Origin of the sequence: Catellatospora sp. TT07R-123, assembly GCF_018327705.1 — a bacterium.
In the GTDB taxonomy this organism is placed as follows: Bacteria; Actinomycetota; Actinomycetes; order Mycobacteriales; family Micromonosporaceae; genus Catellatospora.
Genome location: NZ_BNEM01000001.1, coordinates 1,409,157 through 1,428,208 on the forward strand (window position 1 = coordinate 1,409,157; position 19,052 = coordinate 1,428,208).

Consider the following 19,052-nt stretch of genomic DNA (forward strand, 5'->3'; position numbering starts at 1 on the left):
GCCGGCGCCATGGCCTCGCGCACCGAAGGGCTGGTCGTCGACGTCGCGGGCGTCGTGCAGGGCATCGTGCTCGTCACCATCCCGGCGGCGAGCACCATCTTCACCGACCCGGCCGAGTACGGCCTGTCCACCAGCCGCTACGGCGCCATGTTCCTGCCGCAGGTGGTGCTGGCCATCACCGCGTCGCTGGTCGGGGCGTGGCTGTCGCGGCGCTGGGGCACGAAGCCGGTGTACCTGACCGGCCTGGCCTGCTCGCTGCTGTCCATGGCGCTGCTGCTGGCCAGCATCCCGGTGATGCACCAGGCCGCGGCGTACCCGCTGCTGCTGGCCGCGACCGCGGCCCTGGGCGCCGGGTTCGGGCTGACCGTCCCGGCGCTGAACTCGCTGGCCGCCGCGTTCCATCCGGGCAGCGTCGACTCGGCGGTGCTGGTGCTCAACGCGCTGCTGGGCCTGGGCACCGCGCTGGCGCCGGTGTTCGTGGCGCTGTTCGTCGGGCTCGGGTTCTGGTGGGGCCTGCCCGTGCTGTCGACGCTGCTGCTGGTCGGGCTGCTGCTGGTGAGCCTGCCGCTGGCGATGCGCACCGCGGCGACCCCGGCGGCCACGGACGGGCGCGCGGCGGTCCCGGCGCGGTTCTGGGTTTACGCGGGCTTCGCCGTCGCGTACGGCGTCTGCGAGACCGTCAACGGCAACTGGGCCACCCTCGACGTCACCGGCAGCCTCGGCGCCTCGGCCACCGTCGCCGCGCTGTCGCTGACCGCGTTCTGGGCGATGGTGACCCTCGGCCGGGTCGGGTTCGCCGCCGCGCAGAGCGTGATCGGCCCCCGGACGGTGTACCACAGCCTGCCGTTCCTGCTCGCGGCCGTGTTCGTGCTGATCGCGCTGCTGCCGGCCGGGCAGCCGGCGCTGGCGGTGCTGGCGTTCGCGATGGCGGGCATCGGCTGCTCGGCGCTGCTGCCGCTGACCATCAGCTTCGGCCAGTCGGAGCTGGCCGGGTTCTCCGGGTCGGTCGCGGGCGGCGTCATCGCGTTCTACCAGCTCGGGTACGGCATCGCCGCCTTCGGCGTCGGCCCCGTGCTCGCGGCGGGCATCACCCTGCCCACCGTGTACGCGGTGACCTCGCTGATCGCCCTGCTGCTGGGCCTGCTCTCGTTCGCGGTAGCCCGCCGCGCCCCCTCCCCCACCACCCTCCACCCCCGCCCCAACCCCCACCACGCCCACTGAGCGGCCGGGCGCGGGCGGTGGGCAGGGCCGTCCGCGCCCGGACGCGGCATCAGGCGGCGTGGCCGGGGGGCTGCGGGAGGGTGAAGCGCCAGTGCTGGGCGCGCAGTTCCGGGATGACACGGTCGACGGCGTCGACGGTCTGGCTGCGGTCGCCGCCGCCGTCGTGCATCAGCACCACCGCGCCGGGGGTGATGCCGTCGCGCAGCCGCTGCACCAGGACGTCGGTGCCCGGCGGCTCCCAGTCGGTGATGGCCAGCCGCCAGCCGAGCGGCTGCATGCCCAGGCGCGCGGCGACCTCGGGCGCCTGCCCCCAGGCCCCGAACGGGGCGCGGAAGTACGGGATGCGCGCGCCCGGCACCGCCCGGCGGATCGCGGCGCTGGTCTCGGCCAGGTCCGCCTCGATCTGCGCCGGCGTCAGGACGCTGAGGTCGTCGTGGTGCATGCTGTGGTTGCACAGGGTGTGGCCTGCGGCGACGATGCGCCGCACCACGTCGGGGTGCTCGACGACATGGTCGCCCCACAGGCAGAAGACCGCCTTGACGTGGTGGCGGCGCAGCACGTCGAGCAGCCGCAGCGTGTCGGCCGGGTTCGGGCCGTCGTCGAAGGTGAAGCTGACGGTGTCGCCGTTCCCGCGCGCGGTGTCGACGATGTCGGCGGTGGCCTGAGGATGGGCTGCGGCGGGGCTCGCCGCGCCGAGCGCGAGGCTGAGCGCGCCCAGCGCGATCGCGGTGCGCGACAGGCCCCGGTTCGGCAGGAACATGTGGTCGGCCTTTCGTCGGCGAGGGCGCCCGGCCGGCGATCCGCTGTCCTGGACCGGACCGCCGACCGGGCGAGTTCATCAGGGGGTACGGCAGGAAACGGTCGGCGCGGCCCACTGGCCGTTGGCCATGACCGTGAACCCGAACGTGGTGGACCCGTTGGCGGGCAGGCTGCCGTTGCCGCTGGGGCGCACCGTCATCACGTTGCCGCTGCTGTCCCAGCTCGGGCTGCCGTTCCACACCGTCGACACCTTCTGCGGCGCGTGCACCGTCACGGTCGCGGTCCAGCTGGTGATCGCGGTCGACCCGGCGCGGATCGTCACCTCGCCGTTGAACCGGTCACCCCACCGCTGCGTCTCCCGGTAGGTGGCGGTGCAGCTGCCGCCGCCTCCGCCGGGCGACGGGCTGGCGCTGGGCGGGGTGGTGCCGTCGGGGGCCACGGCCCGGCCGGTCGCCGTGGAGATCATGCCCGCGCACAGGTTGCGGCTGTTCAGGTTCGCCACGATCTGCGGGATCGCGTTGACCGTGGTCTGGTAGCCGTCGTGCATCAGGATGACGCCGCCGTTGGTCAGGGTGCTCGCGGCCTGGACGATCTGGGCGGTGCTGGCGCCGTTCCAGTCCTGGCTGTCGACGCTCCACAGCACCTCGGTGAGGCCGTACTGCGCCTCAATGGACTTCAGCGTCGCGTTGGTCTCGCCGTACGGCGGCCGGAACAGCTTGGGAGCGGTGCCGGTGGCCTGCTGGATCGCCTGCTGGGTCTGGCTGATCTCGGACGTGATCTGGGCGGTGGACAGCTGCGTCAGGTGCGGGTGGGTCCAGCTGTGGTTGCCGATCCACATGCCCGCGTTCTTCTGCGCCTGCACCAGGGACGGGTTGGCCTGTGCCTTCTGGCCGATGTCGAAGAACGTCGCACGGACGCCGTTCGAGGTGAGCGCGTTGATCAGGTTCGTGGTGCTGCCGGCGATCGGGCCGTCGTCGTAGGTGAGCGCGACGTACCCGGCGCTGCAGGTGTTCGCGGCCGCCGACGGGCTGGCTGCGGCCAGCACCGCGACCGCGCCCGCGGCGACGGCCGCAGCGGTGGTGAGCGCGGCGAGCGCGCGGCGGCGCAGAGGTCGTACGGATGACATGGGTACCTCCTCGGGCAGTGAGGGAGTTCCGTGGGCGCGTCCGGCGCGGCCAGTGGGAGCCGCCGCGCCGGACGAGGTCGGCAGCCGGGCGGAGCTGCCGATTCCTTTGTGGAGGGCGGATCGTTCGATTCGCGGTCATCATTTTGGGCACGTCGCCGTAACACCGTCAACAACTTCCGGAAAAGTTTCGGTCCGTGCAGATCGCCTAAAATGGCTGCTGTACTGCACTGATACGGTTCATGAAGCACGCGCGCACGCCCGTAATCTGGCGCTGATCGGCAGTGCTGTATGAAAGATTCCGCAAGAAGCCCGGCGTACATCGCGGGGCGGACAGCAGAAACGGCGACGGCGCCCACGCTGGGACCTGGGGCGGACGCCGTCGCCGAGACCGGAACCGGATCAGTTCCGAGGATGACGGCGCGACCATACCGAAATCTTGTGAGAACCTTGAATCTTTCGATCAGTCGGGGTTCTGGGGTGCACATGGCGGTGGAGTTCACGCTGCTCGGCGACGTCACCGCCCGGTGCGGCGGGCAGCCGCTCGACCTCGGGCACGCCCGGCAGCGGTGCGTGCTGGCCGTCCTGCTCGTCGAGGCCGGTCACAGCGTCTCCGCCGACACCCTCACCGAGCGGGTCTGGGCCGGACCCACCCGCGAACGCCGGGCCGCCCTCTACAGCTACCTGTCCCGGCTGCGTACCGTGCTGGCCGACGGCGGCTCGCGCATCGAACGCGGCCGCAGCGGCTACCGCCTGGCCGTCGACCGGGACGCCCTCGACCTCCACCGGTTCCACCACCTGGTCGGCCAGGCCCGCGCCGCCGCCGGACCCGGCGCGCTCGACCTGTTCGAGCAGGCCCTCGCCCTGTGGACCGGACCGGCGCTGACCGGGCTGGACACCCCCTGGCTCAACGGCGTCCGCGAGACCCTGCACCAGCAGCAGCGCGCGGCCGAACTCGACCGCAACGACGTCGCCCTCGGCTGCGGCCAGCACGCCCGGCTGCTGCCCCGGCTCACCGCCGCCGCCGACGCGCATCCGCTCGACGAGCGCATCGCCGCACAGCTCATGCACGCCCTGTCCCGCAGCGGCCGACCCGCCGACGCCCTCGCCCACTACCGGCTGATCCGCCGGCGGCTCGCCGACGAACTCGGCAGCGACCCGGGGGCGGCCCTGGCCCGCGTACACCGGCAGCTCCTGCGCGGCGACCGCGAGCAGCCCGCCCCCGCACCCGCGCCCCGCCGCATCCCCGCGCAGCTGCCACTGGACGTCAACGGCTTCAGCGGGCGCCAGGACCTGCTCCACCGCCTCGACCGGCTGCGCGCCGAAGCCGACGCCCACCCCACCGCCATGTACGTGGCGACGCTGTCCGGCAACGCGGGCGTGGGCAAGACCACGCTGGCCGTGCACTGGGCGCACCGCGTCCTGGCCCACTTCCCCGACGGGCAGCTCTACGCCAACCTGCGCGGATACGACCCGACCCACAGCCCCACCCCCGCCGGGGAGGCGGTGCAGCGCTTCCTCGAAGCACTGGACGTGCCCGCCGCCCGCATCCCCGCCGACCACGACGCGCAGGTCAGCCTGTACCGCAGCCTGCTGGCCGAGCGGCGCGTGCTCGTCGTGCTCGACAACGCCCGCGACGCCGACCAGGTCCGGCCCCTGCTGCCCGGCTCGCCGACCTGCATGGCGATCGTGACCAGCCGGGACGAGCTGCCCGGCCTGATCGTCTCGGAGGGCGCCTATCCCCTGCGGGTCGCACCGCTCACCGCCGCCGACGCCGAACTGCTGCTCGCCGCCCGCCTCGGCCCCGGCCGGCTGCGGGCCGACCAGGCCGGCGTCCAGGAGATCGTGGCCCGCTGCGGCGGGCTCCCGCTCGCGCTGGCGATCGTCGCCGCCCGCGCCGCCACCCACCCCGACTTCGACCTGTCGGTCTTCGCCGCGCAGCTGCGCGACGACGGGCCCGGCCTGACCGGCTGGTCCGCCGACGACACCGCCGTCGACATCCGCAGCGTCTTCTGGCTGTCCTACCATCGCCTCAGCCCCGCCGCCGCCCGGCTGTTCCGGCTGCTGGGCCGCCGTCCCTGGCACGACCTCACCGCCCCGGCCGCGGCCAACCTGGCCGACCTGCCGCTCGGCCGGATCCGCCCGCTGCTGGCCGAACTGGCGCAGGCCAGCATGATCAGCCAGCACAAGCCGGGCCGCTACACCATCCACGACCTGATGCGCCGGTACGCCGCGGAGCTGGCCGCCGCCGAGGACACCGCCGCGGACGGCGCCGCCGCCGACCGGCGCCTGCTCGACTACCACCGCTACACCGCCACCCGGGCCGACAGCCAGCTGACCAGGCACGTACGCCCGACCGCCGCGACCGTGCCGCCCGCGCCCGTGACCGTGCCCGAGCCGACCGGCCACGAACAGGCCGTCGCCTGGCTGCGCGCCGAGCGCGCCAACCTGCTGGCCGCGCTCGCGCACGCCGCCGACACCGGCGACGACGCCCGCTACGTCGGCATCGCCGCCGGCCTGGCCTACCTCCTGCACAGCGACGGCCCCTGGGACCAGGCCGTCGACGTGCACACCGCGGCCGTGGCCGCCGCCACCCGGCTCGGCGACGGCGTCGCGCAGGCGGCGGCGCTGCTCGACCTCGCCGTGATCCGCTACCTGACCGGCGACTACGCCACTGCCACCGCGCTGCTGGAGCGGGCGCTGCGGCAGTGTCTGACCGGCGGCGACCGGCTCGGCGAAGCCAACGTCCGGTCCTACCTCGGCATGGTCCGGCAGCTCACCGGCGACTTCCCCGAAGCGGCCCAGGCCGCCGCCGACGCCCTGCGGATCTACCGTGACCTGCGCGACTCGCTCGGTGAGGCGGGCGCGTACACCAACCAGGGCGTGGTGCAGTACCTCGTCGACGACTACGCCGCCGCCGACCGGTCCCTGACCGAAGCCCTCGGGCGCTACCGGGTGCTCGGCCACCGCCTCGGGGAAGCCCACGCGCTGCTCAACCTCGGCAACGTACGCCAGCTCAGCGGCGACTACCCGGGTGCGGCCCAGGTGCTGGAACAGGCCCTCGGCCGGTACCGCGAGCTGAGCAGCCTGCTCGGCGAGGCGAACGCCCTGACCTACCTGGCCGAGCTGCACCGCATGACCGGCGAGCACGACGCCGCCGTCCACGCCGCGCGACAGGCCCTGTCGGTCTTCCGCGAACTCGGCAACCGGCTGGGCACCGCCAACGTGCTCACCTGCCTCGGCGACGTGCACCGCCAGGCGGGCGACCCGAACGCCGCCCTGACCGCGCTGCGCGAAGCGCTGGGCATCTACCGGGACATGGGCGACCGCTACGGCGAGGCCACCAGCCTGGCCTGCCTCGGCCGCGCCTGGTCCGGCCTCGGCACGTTCGCCGAGGCGCAGCCCGCCCTGGACCAGGCCCTGGCAACGTTCCAGGATCTGGGCGACCGGCTCGGCGAGGCCGAGGTGCGCAACAGCCTCGGCGAGCTGCACCGCGCCGCCGGGCGGCCGCGGCAGGGCCGGGAACAGCATGAACTGGCGCTGCGGCCGGCCGCCGAGGTCGACAGCCGCGTCGAGCGGGCCCGTGGCCAGGAGGGTGCGGGCCGGTGCGCGCTCGACCTCGGCGACGCCGGGGCGGCCCGCGAGCATCTGCGCGCCGCGCTGGCGCTGTACGCCGAACTAGGGTCGCGCGACGCCTCCCGCATCGCCGCCGAACTGGCGCAGCTCGCCCCGGCGTGAACGCGGCGGCGGGACCGGTCCGGCCCCACCGCCGCCACCCGGGTCAGCGCCGGGGCTTCTGCGCGATGCGCGGCAGCACGTACGGCGCACCGGCGAACACCAGGTCCGCCTTCACGATCTGGTATGCCCGCTTGGGCTGGTAGTTCTCGTCGTACAGCGTGGCCAGGCCCTCCGGCGGGTCCTTGAACCACGTCGGCACCCACGAGTGCCTGTCGGTGAAGCCCCACACCGTGAACGACAGGCAGTGCCGGTTGGCCAGGCACGCCTGGAGCAGCACGCTGAAGTTCGACGCCGACGCCTGGAGCCGCGGGTTGACCTCGTTGGAGTCGCCCGCCTGCACCTTGTCCGTCAACTGGCTGCGCACGTCCACCTCGGTGAACGCCGTCGCCAGCCCCAGGTCGGTGAAGCGCTTGAGCGCGTCGGCCACCTGGAACGTGTCGTAGTTGCCGTACTGGGTGCCCAGGTGGCCCTGGCTGCCCACGCCGTCGATCGGCACGCCCGCGTCACGCAGGCCCTTGACCATGTCGTACACGAACTGGGTCTTGTCGTTGGCCGGGTCGCCCGAACCGAACGCCTCGATGTTGTAGTCGTTGTAGAACAGCAGCGCCTTCGGGTCGGCCGCCCGCGCCCAGCGGAACGCGTCGGCGACGTAGCCCTCGCCCAGGTGCTCGGCCCAGAACCCCTTGTAGTGCAGGGTCGGCGGGTTGTCCCACGGGTCGCTGACGGCCTCGTTGACCACGTCCCACTGCCAGATCTTGCCCTTGAAGTGCCGCACCACGTTCGTGATGTGGTTCTTCAGGATGCCTCGCAGGTCGGCGTCGCTGATCGTGCCGTCGGCGACCCCGGCGGTGAGCCAGCTCGGCAGCTGGTTGTGCCACACGAGCACGTGGCCGCGCACCAGCTGCTTGTTCTGCTTCGCGAAGGCGATCAGCTGGTCGGCCGCCGCCCAGTCGTACGTGCCTCGGGTGGGCTCCAGGCTCTCCCACTTCATCACGTTCTCCGCGGTGACCGTGGAGAACTCCGAGGCGACCTTCTCCCGGTACTGCGGGTCGGCCGGGTCGTCGAGGGCCGCCATGTCGACGGCGGTGCCGATGTACAGGTCGTGCCGCATACCGAGGGTACGCAGGCTCTGGTCGGCCGGGTCCGGGATGTGGCCGGCCGTGGCGGGCATGGCGTTGAGAGCACCGGCTGCCACGAGGGCGACGGCGCCGACGGTGAACCACCGTCTGACGTTCATGGAAGGGTCCTTCCTGGTTGACTGCGCGTCGGGTTGCGCGAACGAACGCCCGCTCGGAGCGGCGGATTCCGCTCCGGTACGGCGTTGGTGCAGGTACGCGAGGTGCCCGCCGTTGCTCCAAGATCGGCCAAGTTGCCGGGCGATCGGGCGTTTGAGTGCCCTGTTTTCGGCCGTTTGCCGGGCAACTTGGCCGATCTTGGGGTGGGTCCAGGTCCGGGGTGGGTCGGTGCGTAAGGCGGGGGTCAGTGCTCTTGGTAGGTGGCGTGGTCGTAGTCGGCGTGGATGCCGTCGGCGCCGAGGTCTTGGACCCAGAGGCCGAGGAAGGCGCCGGTGAAGCCCCAGGCGGCGGGTTCGCCGTCGATGACGGTGGCGGCGTGCTCGTCGGACAGGATGGTGGCATCGAACTGGTGCGGAATGTCGTGCCAGCCGTGGCCGAGGTTGTAGGCGAAGTAGACGGCGGGGCCGTCGAACGTGGCGCGCAGCCCGACCCGGTCGGCGCTGGTGGCGTCGACGGTCAGCTGCGGATGGGTGGTGAGGCGGCCGTGGTTGCTGGTGAGGAGTTCGAGGGTGCGTCGGCCGTCGTCGTTGCGGGTGAGGTAGGCGTGATGCCAGTTGGCGGTGTTGTAGTAGGCGGTGATGCCGGCGAGGTGGCGGTGGTCGGCGGGGTCGAACTCGATCACGGTTTCCAGTGAGCAGTGGACCGAGCCGACCCGACGCGCGACCAGGCTGGGGGCCTGTCTGCCGACGGGTGACTGGCCGCCGTGGATGCGCAGGTGGGAGGGGCGGCTGGTGAGGTCGACCCAGTCGGGGGTGGCCGGCCGTCGCAGCGTGGACCAGGCGGGGCCGAGGGTCGCGGCGTCGAAGTGATCGGTGGCGGGCTCCGGCGGCCACTCGTGGATGGGCAGGTCGGGGGCGGGGACTTCGTCGGCGGGGATGCCGCCGGGGATCGACGGCCAGCCGCCGGTGGGCCAGTCGACCTTCTGGATGGCGGTCTCGCGGCCGAGGACGCAGTTGCCCAGCGGGGTGTAGGGGCGCCCGACGAGGTGGGCGAGGTACCAGTCACCGGTCTGGGTCTGGACGAGGCTGCCGTGTCCGGCTTTCTGCAGGGCCAGGTCGGGGCGGCCGTGCGAGGTGAGCAGAGGACCGCGCGGATCGGCGAGGTAGGGCCCGTGGAGGGTGCGGGAGCGGGCGATGGTCGCCTGGTGCTGCCAGCTGGTGCCGCCTTCGGCGGTGAGCAGGTAGTACCAGCCGTCGTGATGGTAGAGGTGGGGGCCTTCGGTCAGGCCGGCCGCCGTGCCGGTGTAGATCGTCTGCGCGTTGCCGACCAGGCGTTTGCGGGTGCGGTCGTACCGCTGGATTTCGATGCCGGCGAATCGGTCGCGGCCCGGGCGCCAGTCGGCGGACATGGCCAGGAGCCAGGTGGTGCCGTCGGGGTCGTGGAACAGGGACGCGTCGAAGCCGTGGGAGTGGAGCTTGACCGGGTCCGACCACGGGCCGTCGATGCTGGTGGCGGTGGTGAGGTAGTTCTGGGGGTCCCAGAAGCCGGAGGCGAAGCTGGCGACGTCGCTGTAGACGAGGTAGAACACGCCGTCGTGCCAGGACAGGTCTGGTGCCCAGACGCCGTTGGAGTCGCCGCTGCCGCGCAGGTCCAGTAGCCGCTTCTGGTCGATGATGCCGCCCAGGGGGCGCCAGTGGACCAGGTCGCGGGAGTGGTGCACGCGTACGCCGGGATACCACTCGAACGTCGAGGTGGCCAGGTAGTAGTCGTCGCCCACGCGCAGGATCGACGGGTCCGGGTGGAACCCGGGCAGGACCGGGTTGCGAATGGACCGCGCGGCCGTCACCACGTCTGCGAAGTCGGTCGACATGCTGAATCTCCTCTGGCAGTCCCACTTCCGGCCCAGTCCCCGGAAGTTTCGGGGATGATCGCTCGGAATTCTCGGCCACCATAGCGCCCAAGCCCGCGCCGCAACAGCCCTTGACCGTTGGCGTACAAGGGTCGTAACGTGCCCGCCATCATTTGAAAACGACCGGCTCGATGCTGAAAGTTTCGGAACCGGTACTTGCTCAGCTCATCCCCCACGGCCGACCAAGGTCGGCACCCCGAGTACATGCCAGTACCTCGAAGGGACGGCTATGACCGCGTACCTCTCCCGCAGATCGCTGCTGGGTATCGCCGGTGCCTCCGCCGGCGCGCTTCTGCTCGCAGCGTGCGGCGACGACGAGCCCGCCAGCCCGGATGGCGCGCAGACCATCAACTGGTGGCACATCCAGAACACCGAGCCGATGCTGCCCGTGTGGGCGGCGATGGCCAAGGACTACACGACCGCGCACCCGAACGTGAAGATCGAGATCCAGCCCCTGGAGAACGAGGCGTTCAAGGCCAAGCTCACCACGGCGACGCAGGCCGGGTCGCCGCCGGACCTGTTCCAGTCCTGGGGCGGCGGCGTGCTCAAGCAGCAGGTCGACGCGGGGCTGGTCAAGGACATCACGGCCGACGTCCAGCCGTGGATCGGGACGCTGCTGCCGGCGGCGGTGCAGCCGTTCACGATCGACGGGAAGATCTACGGGATTCCGTTCGATGTGGGCATGGTCGGGTTCTGGTACAACAAGGACCTGTTCGCCCAGGCCGGGATCACCGCGGCGCCGACCACGTGGGCCGAGCTGCTCACGACGGTGTCGGCGATCAAGGCCAAGGGCATCGTCCCGATCGCGCTGGCGGGCAAGGAGAAGTGGCCCGGCCACTTCTACTGGGCGTACCTGGCGATGCGGATCGGCGGCCTGGGCGCGTTGCAGCAGGCGGCCAAGGACGGCAACTTCGACACCCCCGACTTCATCGCCGCCGGTAAGGCGCTGAAGGACCTCGTCGCCCTGTCCCCGTTCCAGAAGGCGTTCCTCGGTGCCGAGTACGGCAGCCCGGACGGCCAGGCGGCGACGATGGGCAACGGCGGCGCGGCGATGGAGCTGATGGGCCAGTGGGCGCCGTCGGTCCAGGCGTCGTCGTCGACCAGCAAGAAGGGTCTCGGTGACAAGCTGGGGTTCTTCGCGTTCCCGGCCGTGGACGGCGGCAAGGGCACCGTCGCGGAGGCGTTCGGCGGCGGCAACGGGTTCGTGGTGGGCAAGAACGCCCCCGCGGCGACCACGGACTTCCTGAAGTCGCTGATGACCGCGGCGAACCAGCGGACCAGCGCGGCCACCGGCGCGGTGCTGCCGACGGTGAAGGACGCCGTGGACGGGGTCAAGGACCCGAACAGCAAGGTCGTCGCCACGAGCCTCGCCGCGGCGACCGGGTTCCAGCTGTACCTGGACCAGGCGTACCCGCCCGCGGTCGGGCAGCAGGTCAACGACAGCGTCGCCGAGCTGATCGCCGGGTCGAAGACCCCGGAGCAGATCGTCAAGGACATCACCCAGGTCGCGAAGAGCCAGTAATGCGCCCCGTTCAAGAACCCGCCTCCGTGTACGACGACCGGCTGGAGCTGGACCGATGACCCTGTCGACCAACACCGGACGACGACCCGAAGACACGGCGACCGAGCTCTTGACGGCGCTCCCGGCGGTCACGCCTCCGCGTGGCCGCCGGGCCCCGGCCCGGGGCGCCCGGCCCCGTGTCGGCCGACTGGGCACCATCGCCGTCTTCCTCGCCCCGGCCCTGATCCTGTTCCTGCTGCTGGTGCTCGTGCCGATCGTGGTCGCCGGCTACACCAGCCTGTTCAAATGGAACGGCTTCAACCTGCCCGAGAACTACGTCGGCCTCGACAACTACACCCGCGCATTCGCCGACCCCACCTTCCTCGGCGACCTGCGCCGCGGCGGCCTGCTCATCGCCCTGTCCGTCCTGGTCCAGCTACCGGTCTCACTCGCCCTGGCCATGCTGCTCAACCAGCCCCTACGCGGACGCGCCGTCTACCGCCTCGTCTTCTTCGCCCCCTACGTCCTTTCCGAAGTCACCACCGCGGTCCTGTTCACCCTCGTCTTCTCACCCAACCGGGGACTGGCGTTCGGCGGCGACATGTTCGCCGACCCCGAACAGGTCATCTACGCCCTGTTCTTCGTCATCTCCTGGAAGTACTTCGGCTTCCACATGATCCTCCTCCTCGCCGGGCGGCAGGGCATCCCGCGCGAGCTGACCGAGGCGGCCACGACCGACGGAGCCGGACCCTGGCAGGTCTTCCGGCACGTGACGCTGCCGCTACTCGGACCCACCATCCGGGTAAGCCTGTTCCTGTCGGTGATCGGCACGATCCAGCTGTTCGACATGGTCTGGGTCCTCACCGGCGGCGGACCCATCCACAGCTCCGAAACCATGGCCGTCACGATGTTCCAGTACGGCTTCCGCCGCTTCGAAGTCGGCTACGCCAGCGCCATCAGCATCGCCATGTTCCTGCTCAGCCTCATCTTCGCCCTGCTCTACCAGCGGTTCGTACTCCGCCGCGACCTCGAGGGCGCACTCACCACCCGCGGAGTCCAGCGATGAAAACCACCATGGCCACCCGCGCCCGCCGCACACTCCTACATCTGATCTCCATCACCATCGGCGCACTCATCGTCATCCCGATCGGATTCGGCATCCTCGGCGGCTTCAAAGACAACGGCCAGCTCTCCACCAACCCCATCGGCCTACCCCACCCCTGGCACCCCGAGAACTACACCGGCATCCTGGGCAGCGAAGTCTTCTGGCGCCAACTCGCCAACAGCACCCTCATCGCCCTGGCCACCGTCATCGTCGTCGTCGCCGCATCCGCCGCCGCCGCATACATCTTCGCCAGATTCAGCTTCCGCGGCCGGGAGTTCCTGTTCACCCTGTTCGCCGTCGGACTCATGTTCCCGTTCGCCGTCGCGATCCTGCCCCTGTTCATCCTGCTGCGCAGCCTCGACCTGCTCGACAACCCCCTCGGCGTCATCCTGCCCCAAGCCGCCTTCGGACTCCCCACCACGATCATCATCCTGCGCTCGTTCTTCCGCACCATCCCCGCCGAAGTAGAGGAAGCAGCCACCCTCGACGGCTGCGGACCCTTCGCCTTCTTCTGGCGCATCCTGCTGCCCATGGCCAGACCCGCCCTGGCCACCGTCTCCGTCCTGGCCATCGTCGCCAGCTGGAACAACTTCATGCTCCCCCTCGTCGTCTTCACCGACCAGAACTGGTGGACCCTGCCCGTCGGCGTCCAAGCCTTCCAAGGCCAATACGCCGACGACACCGCCCGCGTCCTGGCCTACGTCATCCTCTCCATGCTCCCCGCACTCGCCTTCTACGCCATCGCCGAACGACAACTGGTCGGCGGCCTCGCGGGCAGTGTCAAGGGCTGACCGCTCAGGCCGACCGGTACCTTTCAAGGTCAACCAACCCCCGCAACACCGGGGAGGGCCGACAGCGTCCTCCCCGAGGCCGACCATCGCGCGGCCGAACCCGAGCACCGAAGGAGCACCCCCGGCGTGGACGACAACCGCAAGGTCACCATCGCGGCGATCGCCCGTGAGGCAGGAGTCTCCGTACCCACCGTCTCCCGGGTCATCAACGGCCGCAGCGACGTCTCCCCCACCACCCGGCAACGGGTCGAGGAGCTGCTCAACCGGCACGGCTACCAGCGCCGCACCACCTCCGTACGCAGCACGTCCGGTCTGATCGACCTCGTCTTCAACGATCTGGACAGCCCGTGGGCCGTCGAGATCATCCGCGGGGTCGAGGACGTCGCACACGCGGCCGGGGTCGGCACCGTCGTCTCGGCGATCCACCGCCGCGCCTCGTCGGCCAAGCAGTGGCTGGACAACATGCGCTCCCGCTCGACCGAGGGCGTCATCTTCGTGACGTCCACGTTGGAGCCGCCGTTGCAGGCCGAACTGCGCCGCCTCAACATCCCGGTCGTCATCGTCGACCCGGCCGGGGTACCGCCGCAGGAGGCGCCCACCATCGGCGCCACCAACTGGAACGGCGCCCTGCGCGCCACCGAATACCTGCTGGGCCTGGGACACCAGCGGATCGGATTCATCGCCGGGCCCCCGCAGCTGCTGTGCAGCCGAGCCCGCCTCGACGGCTACCGCACCGCGATCGAAGCCGCCGGCCTGCCGCTCGACGACAAGCTGATCTACCCGGGCAACTTCTACCACGAGGCCGGGTACACCGGCGGCACCCAGCTGCTGGACCTGGCCGAGCCGCCGACCGCGATCTTCGCCTCCAGCGACCAGATGGCCCTCGGCGTCTACGAGGCGATCCGCCGCAAAGGACTGCGCGTGGCCGACGACGTCAGCGTCGTCGGCTTCGACGACCTCCCCGAAGTCCGCTGGTGCTCGCCGCCGCTGACCACCGTCCGCCAACCCCTGGCCGAGATGGGCCTGCTCGCCGCCCGCACCGTCCTGCGCCTGGCCCAACGCGAGAAGATCGAAAGCCCCCGCGTCGAACTCGCCACCGAACTGGTGATCCGTGACAGCGCCTGCGCCCCGCGTGGCTGAGCAGGCCGCGCCCGCGCTGGCACGCCCCGACGCCCAGGCCGCGGTGGTGCTCGCGTACGCGGCGTTCCTGCTGGTCGGGATCAGTTCCGGCGTCGGCGGCGTGCTGCTGCCCGCGCAGATCGCCGACTACGGCGTCGACAAGGCCACCATCGGCCTGACCTTCTTCACCTCGGGGGCCGGGTTCCTGCTCGGCGCCACCGGGGCCGGCGTGCTGATCCACCGGCTCGGCGTACGCGCGACGCTGCTGCTCGGCACCGCGGCCTTCGCGGCCGCCGCGGTCTACACCGCCACCCGGCCGCCGCTGCCCGCCTTCGTCGCCGTGGCGCTGCTCGCCGGGACCGGCACCGGCCTGCTCGAATCGGCCCTGAACAGCTATCTGGCCGAACTGCCGCACGCCACCGACCGGATCAACCGGCTGCACGCGTTCTTCGGCGTCGGCGCGCTGCTCGGCCCGCTCATGGCCGCGTGGATGCTCACCCGCACCGACTGGACCGCCGTATGGGCCGTGCAGGCCCTCATCTGCGTACCGCTGCTGATCGGCTTCCTGCGAGCGCACCCGCGCACGCCACGCCCCGAACGCCGACACGAGCAGGCCGCCGGCCCCGGCCTGCTGTCCACGACGGTGCGCCAGCCGCGCGTCATCGTCGCCGCCCTGTTCCTGGCCGTGTACGTCGGACTGGAGATCAGTGTCGGCAGCTGGGGCTTCAGCTACCTGCGCACCGAACGGGCCCTGTCCGACCTGCTCGCCGGGTACGCCGTCAGCGGCTACTGGCTCGGGCTCACCCTCGGCCGGTTCCTGATCAGCCCGATCGCGGGGCGGCTGCGGCTGGGCACCGCCGCCATGGCGTACGGCTGCCTCGGCGGCACCGCCACGGCCTGCCTGCTGATCTGGGCCGTGCCGCACCCGGCCGCGGCCGCCGCGGGCATGGGCCTGCTCGGGTTCTTCCTCGGCCCGATCTTCCCCACCACCATGGCCGTCATGCCCCGGCTGACCGAGCAGCGGCTCGTGCCCACCGCCATCGGCATCACCAACGGCCTGACCACCCTGGGCGGCGCCACCCTGCCGTGGCTGGCGGGCACCCTCGCCCAGACCACGGGCACCTGGACCCTGCTGCCCTTCGCGACCCTGCTCGCCCTCGTCCAGCTGACCCTGTGGTCGCCCCTGGCCCGCCACCTGCGCTGACCAGGCCCGCGGCCCCCGAAACGGGTATAGCGTCAGCTGATATGGACATCGCCTCCCTGGCAGGTCTGCTGCACGAGACGTCCGAGCACCACGGTCCCTACGAGGAGACGCACGCGCCCCACAACTGGTGGGACTGGTACGCCGCGTACCTGGACGCGCGCCAGCACGGGAGCACCTCGGACGAGGCCTCCGCCGCCGCCGGGCGCTACATGGACGAGGTCCTGCACATCGCAGCCGCGTGACCCGGCACCGAGCGCCGATCAGGTCAGCGGGAGTTTCATCCCCTCGTGGCTGGCGACGAAGCCGAGGCGCTCGTAGAAGCGGTGCGCGTCGAGGCGGGACTTGTCCGTGGTGAGCTGGACCAGGGCGCAGCCCCGGGCACGGGCCTGGTCGATGGCCCACTGCATCATCTGGGCGCCGAGGCCGTGGCCGCGCCGGTCCGCACGCACCCGCACCGCCTCGATCAGGGACCGCTCGGCACCGTGGCGACCCAGCCCCGGAATGTAGGTGATCTGGAAGCAGCCGACGACCTCGCCGCCGTCGTCGGCGACGATCAGCAGGTTGCGCGGATCGGCCTCGATCGCGGCGAACGCGTGTTCGTACGCGTCGTCGACCTCGGCGAAGTCGCGGGCCTTGCCGAGCACGTCGTCGGCGAGCAGCGCGATGACGGCGGGCAGGTCGGCCCGCGTCGCCTCCCGGAAGATCATGCAAGCAGCCTAGAGCCGACCCGGATGTCCTGTTGCACCCGGTCGATAGAACCGTCGGCATGGGAATCATCGACGCTGCGGCGCTGCGGAAGCACATCGAGCAGCTGACCGCGTACGGGCCGCGGCACCGCCGCAACTCCGAGGCGGTGCGGGCGGCACTCGACCACGTCACCGCCCACCTGACCGGGTACGGCTACCAGGTCGTGACCGAGCGCTACGGTGACGCGCCGCACGAGGTGAACCTGCTGGCCGAGCGCGCCGGCACGGACGGCGGCCCGGTGCTGGAGCTGGGCGCGCACTGGGACAGCGTCGCGGGCAGCCCGGGTGCGGACGACAACGCCAGCGGCGTGGCCGGGCTGCTGGAGCTCGCGCGGCTGTTCGCCACCGGGCCCGCCCCGGCCCGTACGCTGCGGTTCTGCTTCTTCGGCGGGGAGGAGTGCGATCCGGAGCCGTTCAACGGCAGCACGGCGCACGTGGCCCGGCTCGACGCGACGGGCGAGGACGTCGAGGGCGTGATCGTGCTGGAGTCGATCGGGTTCCGCGACCCGCGGCCGCACTCGCAGACGTTCCCGGAGGTCGGGGACGAGCTCGGGGTGGACCTGTCGGCGTTCCACCGCGCGGACTTCATCGCCGCGATCGGCGACGAGGACGCCGGCGACTGGCTGGCCGCGATCTTCGCCGGCGGCCGGGCGCAGCACCCGCCGCTGCCGGTGCTGCCGCTGCCGCTGCCCGCCGACCACGCGGGCGACGGTGCGCGCAGCGACCACGTGCCGTACTGGGACAGCGGCCGCCTGGGCGTGATGGTGACCGATACGACGGAGTTCCGCAGCCCGCACTACCACCGCCCGAGCGACACCGTCGACACGCTCGACCTGGACTTCGCCGCGCAGGTGACGGCCGCCGTCGCGTACGCGGTGCGCGCGCTCGCCAGCCTGCCCGGCGGCGCATGACCGGCGACCCGGCGATCTTGTGCACTTTCCGTCGCCCTGACAGCAGAAAGTGCACAAGATCTAGACCGGCAGGCGGTGGACCGACCTAGCGGGTCCGGGTGTCCCGGCCGAACGCGGGCCCCAGGCTGAGCAGCACGACGAGGACGCCGAGGATCGCCCCGAACCAGCCGCCCCCCACCGCGAGGACCGGCCCGGTGGAGTCGTCACCCGCGCTCCCCCGGCCGCCGCCCCAGACGATGGCGGCGACCCCTGCACCCGCCACGACCAGCCCGAGCCCGCACCAGACCCGGCCGACGACGCGCCGGGTCCGCCCGAGCGGGCGGAACCACGGCGGCGACGGGCGACGCCTCGACCTGGCCGCCTCGGCGCGCATCAGCGCCGCCCGCAGCCGCTCGTCGGCGTCGGGACGGATGCTGCGCCCGACCGCGCACGACCCCAGCGGCACCGCCGCGAGCACCAGCGACAGTGAGGCCGTCATGACGGGCCCGGCACCGGAGAGGGCAGCCGGCAACTGCGGCTCGATCCGGCCCCGCGGGTCGTAGACGACCTCCACCCGGTCGCCGACGCGCAGCTCACCGGGGCCGCGGACCAGCTCGCCCGCGATCGGACGCCCGTCGGCGGCGACCAGCCGGTAGCGCCACGACCTGTGGGTGCCGTACCGGGACGCCTTCAGCCATCGCGAGTCGCGCTCCTTCGACTGGACCACCGCCACCGTCGGCACACCGCGTTCGGTCAGCGCCGTCAGCGGTGCGGCATAGCCGGCGCCGACGGCACCGAGCCCGGCCACGACCGCCGTGGCCACCGCGAGGTTCCGGACACCCCACGCGCGGCCCAGGCGGTAGGCCACCCACCCGGCGCCGATGGGAGCGGCCGCCAGCACGCCGACGGCCCAGAAGTGCGGCAGGCCGATCACCTGGCTGATCGCAGCGGCGAGCAGCATCGCGGCCAGGGGTGCGAACAGCCGGCCGCTGCGCGCCAGGAAGGTCCGCCACCGGGGACCCGGCGGCCGCGGGTCGGCGGCAGGCTCGGCCGCAAGGCCGGGTGCCGGGGTGGGCGGGAGGAGCATGCGCGGCATGGTACTGACGCCGAGCGCCCGCAACCGCCCTGATGTGACCGGCGCCATCAGCGATCGGCAGCAGATTTTCCCAGGTCAGGGGTCAGCCGAGGTGACCCCGGGCGGTGAGGAAGGCCCGGAGCTGGTCGATCTGCTCGTCGGTCAGCCCGGCTCGGGGCACGGACACCGTGTGCCACCGGCCGTAGTAGAGGAGCCAGCCCGCCGGGGTCTCGACCGCCCTGACGACGGCGCTCCAGGCGAGCTCGCTGCGCAGCTGGGGGAACTCCTGGATGATCCGGTCCTCGGTCAGGGTGAGCACGCCGTCCTCCCGGCAGACGGCGGGCAGGTCGTCGATGCCCGTGGTGAACCACCGCTCGGTGGCCCAGCGCAGGTACCAGCCGGACGCGGCGAGCATGAGCAGGAGGACCACGTACACGCTCATCCGGTCGTACACGAGCAGGAGGACCGCGCCGCCGACGCCGACGAGCCCGGCGGCGATGCCGAACGACCTGTTCTTGTGCAGGCGGGGTGCGTGCACCAGCCGCAGGTTGGCCAGTACCCGGTCGCGGTCGAACGGCTGGGCCACCCGGAGGTCTAGCTGAGACGTGTGGGACACGGGCGGGATCGTATGCGGTC

General features: G+C 72.0%; 16 protein-coding genes. 9 read left to right on the plus strand and 7 right to left on the minus strand.

Annotated features, from left to right (window positions below; all coding sequences use genetic code 11):
* Nucleotides 1-9 precede the first annotated feature (9 nt).
* A complete protein-coding gene (locus Cs7R123_RS05885; protein ID WP_212824047.1) occupies nt 10-1,221 on the plus strand; it encodes a sugar MFS transporter in 1,212 nt (403 codons plus the stop codon).
* Nucleotides 1,222-1,270: 49 nt separating this feature from the next.
* Here the strand turns inward: Cs7R123_RS05885 and Cs7R123_RS05890 are convergent, their stop codons facing one another.
* Together Cs7R123_RS05890 and Cs7R123_RS05895 are read right to left on the minus strand one after the other, a co-directional pair.
* Nucleotides 1,271-1,981 carry a polysaccharide deacetylase family protein gene (locus Cs7R123_RS05890; protein WP_212824049.1) on the minus strand — a complete coding sequence of 237 codons (711 nt, stop codon included), beginning with the start codon at nt 1,979-1,981 and terminating at the stop codon, nt 1,271-1,273.
* 78 nt (nt 1,982-2,059) lie between these two features.
* Nucleotides 2,060-3,106 carry a polysaccharide deacetylase family protein gene (locus tag Cs7R123_RS05895; RefSeq protein ID WP_212824051.1) on the minus strand — a complete coding sequence of 349 codons (1,047 nt, stop codon included), beginning with the start codon at nt 3,104-3,106 and terminating at the stop codon, nt 2,060-2,062.
* Nucleotides 3,107-3,589: 483 nt separating this feature from the next.
* Here Cs7R123_RS05895 and Cs7R123_RS05900 point away from each other — a divergent pair, with 483 nt between their 5' ends.
* Nucleotides 3,590-6,841 carry a tetratricopeptide repeat protein gene (locus Cs7R123_RS05900; protein WP_212824053.1) on the plus strand — a complete coding sequence of 1,084 codons (3,252 nt, stop codon included), beginning with the start codon at nt 3,590-3,592 and terminating at the stop codon, nt 6,839-6,841.
* Between the two features lie 43 nt (nt 6,842-6,884).
* On the opposite strand, the gene Cs7R123_RS05905 is transcribed toward Cs7R123_RS05900, so the two are convergent.
* Both Cs7R123_RS05905 and Cs7R123_RS05910 read right to left on the minus strand, forming a co-directional pair.
* Nucleotides 6,885-8,078 (minus strand): endo-1,4-beta-xylanase, encoded by a 1,194-nt coding sequence (locus Cs7R123_RS05905; protein ID WP_212824055.1) that lies wholly within the window; start codon nt 8,076-8,078, stop codon nt 6,885-6,887.
* Between the two features lie 242 nt (nt 8,079-8,320).
* Nucleotides 8,321-9,946, minus strand: coding sequence for a glycoside hydrolase family 43 protein (locus tag Cs7R123_RS05910; RefSeq protein WP_212824056.1), 1,626 nt, complete (start codon nt 9,944-9,946; stop codon nt 8,321-8,323).
* A 268-nt stretch (nt 9,947-10,214) separates the two neighbouring features.
* On the opposite strand from Cs7R123_RS05910, the gene Cs7R123_RS05915 reads away from it, so the two are divergent.
* The 6 genes from Cs7R123_RS05915 to Cs7R123_RS05940 all read left to right on the plus strand — a co-directional run bounded on the left by Cs7R123_RS05915 (nt 10,215) and on the right by Cs7R123_RS05940 (nt 15,947).
* A complete protein-coding gene (locus Cs7R123_RS05915) occupies nt 10,215-11,507 on the plus strand; it encodes an extracellular solute-binding protein (RefSeq protein WP_212824057.1) in 1,293 nt (430 codons plus the stop codon).
* A 55-nt stretch (nt 11,508-11,562) separates the two neighbouring features.
* Nucleotides 11,563-12,552 (plus strand): carbohydrate ABC transporter permease, encoded by a 990-nt coding sequence (locus tag Cs7R123_RS05920; protein ID WP_212824058.1) that lies wholly within the window; start codon nt 11,563-11,565, stop codon nt 12,550-12,552.
* The gene (locus Cs7R123_RS05925) at nt 12,549-13,382 is read left to right on the plus strand and encodes a carbohydrate ABC transporter permease (RefSeq protein ID WP_212824059.1); all 834 of its coding nucleotides are present in this window, start codon (nt 12,549-12,551) and stop codon (nt 13,380-13,382) included. The genes Cs7R123_RS05920 and Cs7R123_RS05925 overlap by 4 nt, the downstream gene beginning before the upstream one ends.
* Before the next feature lie 126 nt (nt 13,383-13,508).
* Nucleotides 13,509-14,522 (plus strand): LacI family DNA-binding transcriptional regulator, encoded by a 1,014-nt coding sequence (locus tag Cs7R123_RS05930; RefSeq protein WP_212824060.1) that lies wholly within the window; start codon nt 13,509-13,511, stop codon nt 14,520-14,522.
* Nucleotides 14,515-15,705 (plus strand): sugar MFS transporter, encoded by a 1,191-nt coding sequence (locus tag Cs7R123_RS05935; protein ID WP_244871637.1) that lies wholly within the window; start codon nt 14,515-14,517, stop codon nt 15,703-15,705. Before Cs7R123_RS05930 ends, Cs7R123_RS05935 begins: the two co-directional genes overlap by 8 nt.
* 41 nt (nt 15,706-15,746) lie before the next feature.
* Nucleotides 15,747-15,947 carry a bleomycin resistance protein gene (locus Cs7R123_RS05940; RefSeq protein WP_212824061.1) on the plus strand — a complete coding sequence of 67 codons (201 nt, stop codon included), beginning with the start codon at nt 15,747-15,749 and terminating at the stop codon, nt 15,945-15,947.
* Nucleotides 15,948-15,965: 18 nt separating this feature from the next.
* On the opposite strand, the gene Cs7R123_RS05945 is transcribed toward Cs7R123_RS05940, so the two are convergent.
* Nucleotides 15,966-16,412 (minus strand): GNAT family N-acetyltransferase, encoded by a 447-nt coding sequence (locus Cs7R123_RS05945; RefSeq protein WP_212824063.1) that lies wholly within the window; start codon nt 16,410-16,412, stop codon nt 15,966-15,968.
* Nucleotides 16,413-16,471: 59 nt separating this feature from the next.
* Between Cs7R123_RS05945 and Cs7R123_RS05950 the strand changes: the two genes are divergently transcribed.
* Nucleotides 16,472-17,362 (plus strand): M20/M25/M40 family metallo-hydrolase, encoded by an 891-nt coding sequence (locus Cs7R123_RS05950; RefSeq protein WP_212824065.1) that lies wholly within the window; start codon nt 16,472-16,474, stop codon nt 17,360-17,362.
* 85 nt (nt 17,363-17,447) lie between these two features.
* Here Cs7R123_RS05950 and Cs7R123_RS05955 read toward each other — a convergent pair whose 3' ends face one another.
* Nucleotides 17,448-18,428, minus strand: coding sequence for a hypothetical protein (locus Cs7R123_RS05955; RefSeq protein ID WP_212824067.1), 981 nt, complete (start codon nt 18,426-18,428; stop codon nt 17,448-17,450).
* A 91-nt stretch (nt 18,429-18,519) separates the two neighbouring features.
* Nucleotides 18,520-19,032 (minus strand): YcxB family protein, encoded by a 513-nt coding sequence (locus tag Cs7R123_RS05960; protein WP_212824069.1) that lies wholly within the window; start codon nt 19,030-19,032, stop codon nt 18,520-18,522.
* Nucleotides 19,033-19,052 lie beyond the last annotated feature (20 nt).

Bases quoted from the DNA above. Each gene is read 5' to 3' on its own strand.
- Cs7R123_RS05885 (WP_212824047.1), top strand. From the start codon at position 10: ATGGCCTCGCGCACCGAAGGGCTGGTCGTCGACGTCGCGGGCGTCGTG.
- Cs7R123_RS05890 (WP_212824049.1), bottom strand. From the start codon at position 1,981: ATGTTCCTGCCGAACCGGGGCCTGTCGCGCACCGCGATCGCGCTGGGC.
- Cs7R123_RS05895 (WP_212824051.1), bottom strand. From the start codon at position 3,106: ATGTCATCCGTACGACCTCTGCGCCGCCGCGCGCTCGCCGCGCTCACC.
- Cs7R123_RS05900 (WP_212824053.1), top strand. From the start codon at position 3,590: ATGGCGGTGGAGTTCACGCTGCTCGGCGACGTCACCGCCCGGTGCGGC.
- Cs7R123_RS05905 (WP_212824055.1), bottom strand. From the start codon at position 8,078: ATGAACGTCAGACGGTGGTTCACCGTCGGCGCCGTCGCCCTCGTGGCA.
- Cs7R123_RS05910 (WP_212824056.1), bottom strand. From the start codon at position 9,946: ATGTCGACCGACTTCGCAGACGTGGTGACGGCCGCGCGGTCCATTCGC.
- Cs7R123_RS05915 (WP_212824057.1), top strand. From the start codon at position 10,215: ATGACCGCGTACCTCTCCCGCAGATCGCTGCTGGGTATCGCCGGTGCC.
- Cs7R123_RS05920 (WP_212824058.1), top strand. From the start codon at position 11,563: ATGACCCTGTCGACCAACACCGGACGACGACCCGAAGACACGGCGACC.
- Cs7R123_RS05925 (WP_212824059.1), top strand. From the start codon at position 12,549: ATGAAAACCACCATGGCCACCCGCGCCCGCCGCACACTCCTACATCTG.
- Cs7R123_RS05940 (WP_212824061.1), top strand. From the start codon at position 15,747: ATGGACATCGCCTCCCTGGCAGGTCTGCTGCACGAGACGTCCGAGCAC.
- Cs7R123_RS05945 (WP_212824063.1), bottom strand. From the start codon at position 16,412: ATGATCTTCCGGGAGGCGACGCGGGCCGACCTGCCCGCCGTCATCGCG.
- Cs7R123_RS05950 (WP_212824065.1), top strand. From the start codon at position 16,472: ATGGGAATCATCGACGCTGCGGCGCTGCGGAAGCACATCGAGCAGCTG.
- Cs7R123_RS05955 (WP_212824067.1), bottom strand. From the start codon at position 18,428: ATGCTCCTCCCGCCCACCCCGGCACCCGGCCTTGCGGCCGAGCCTGCC.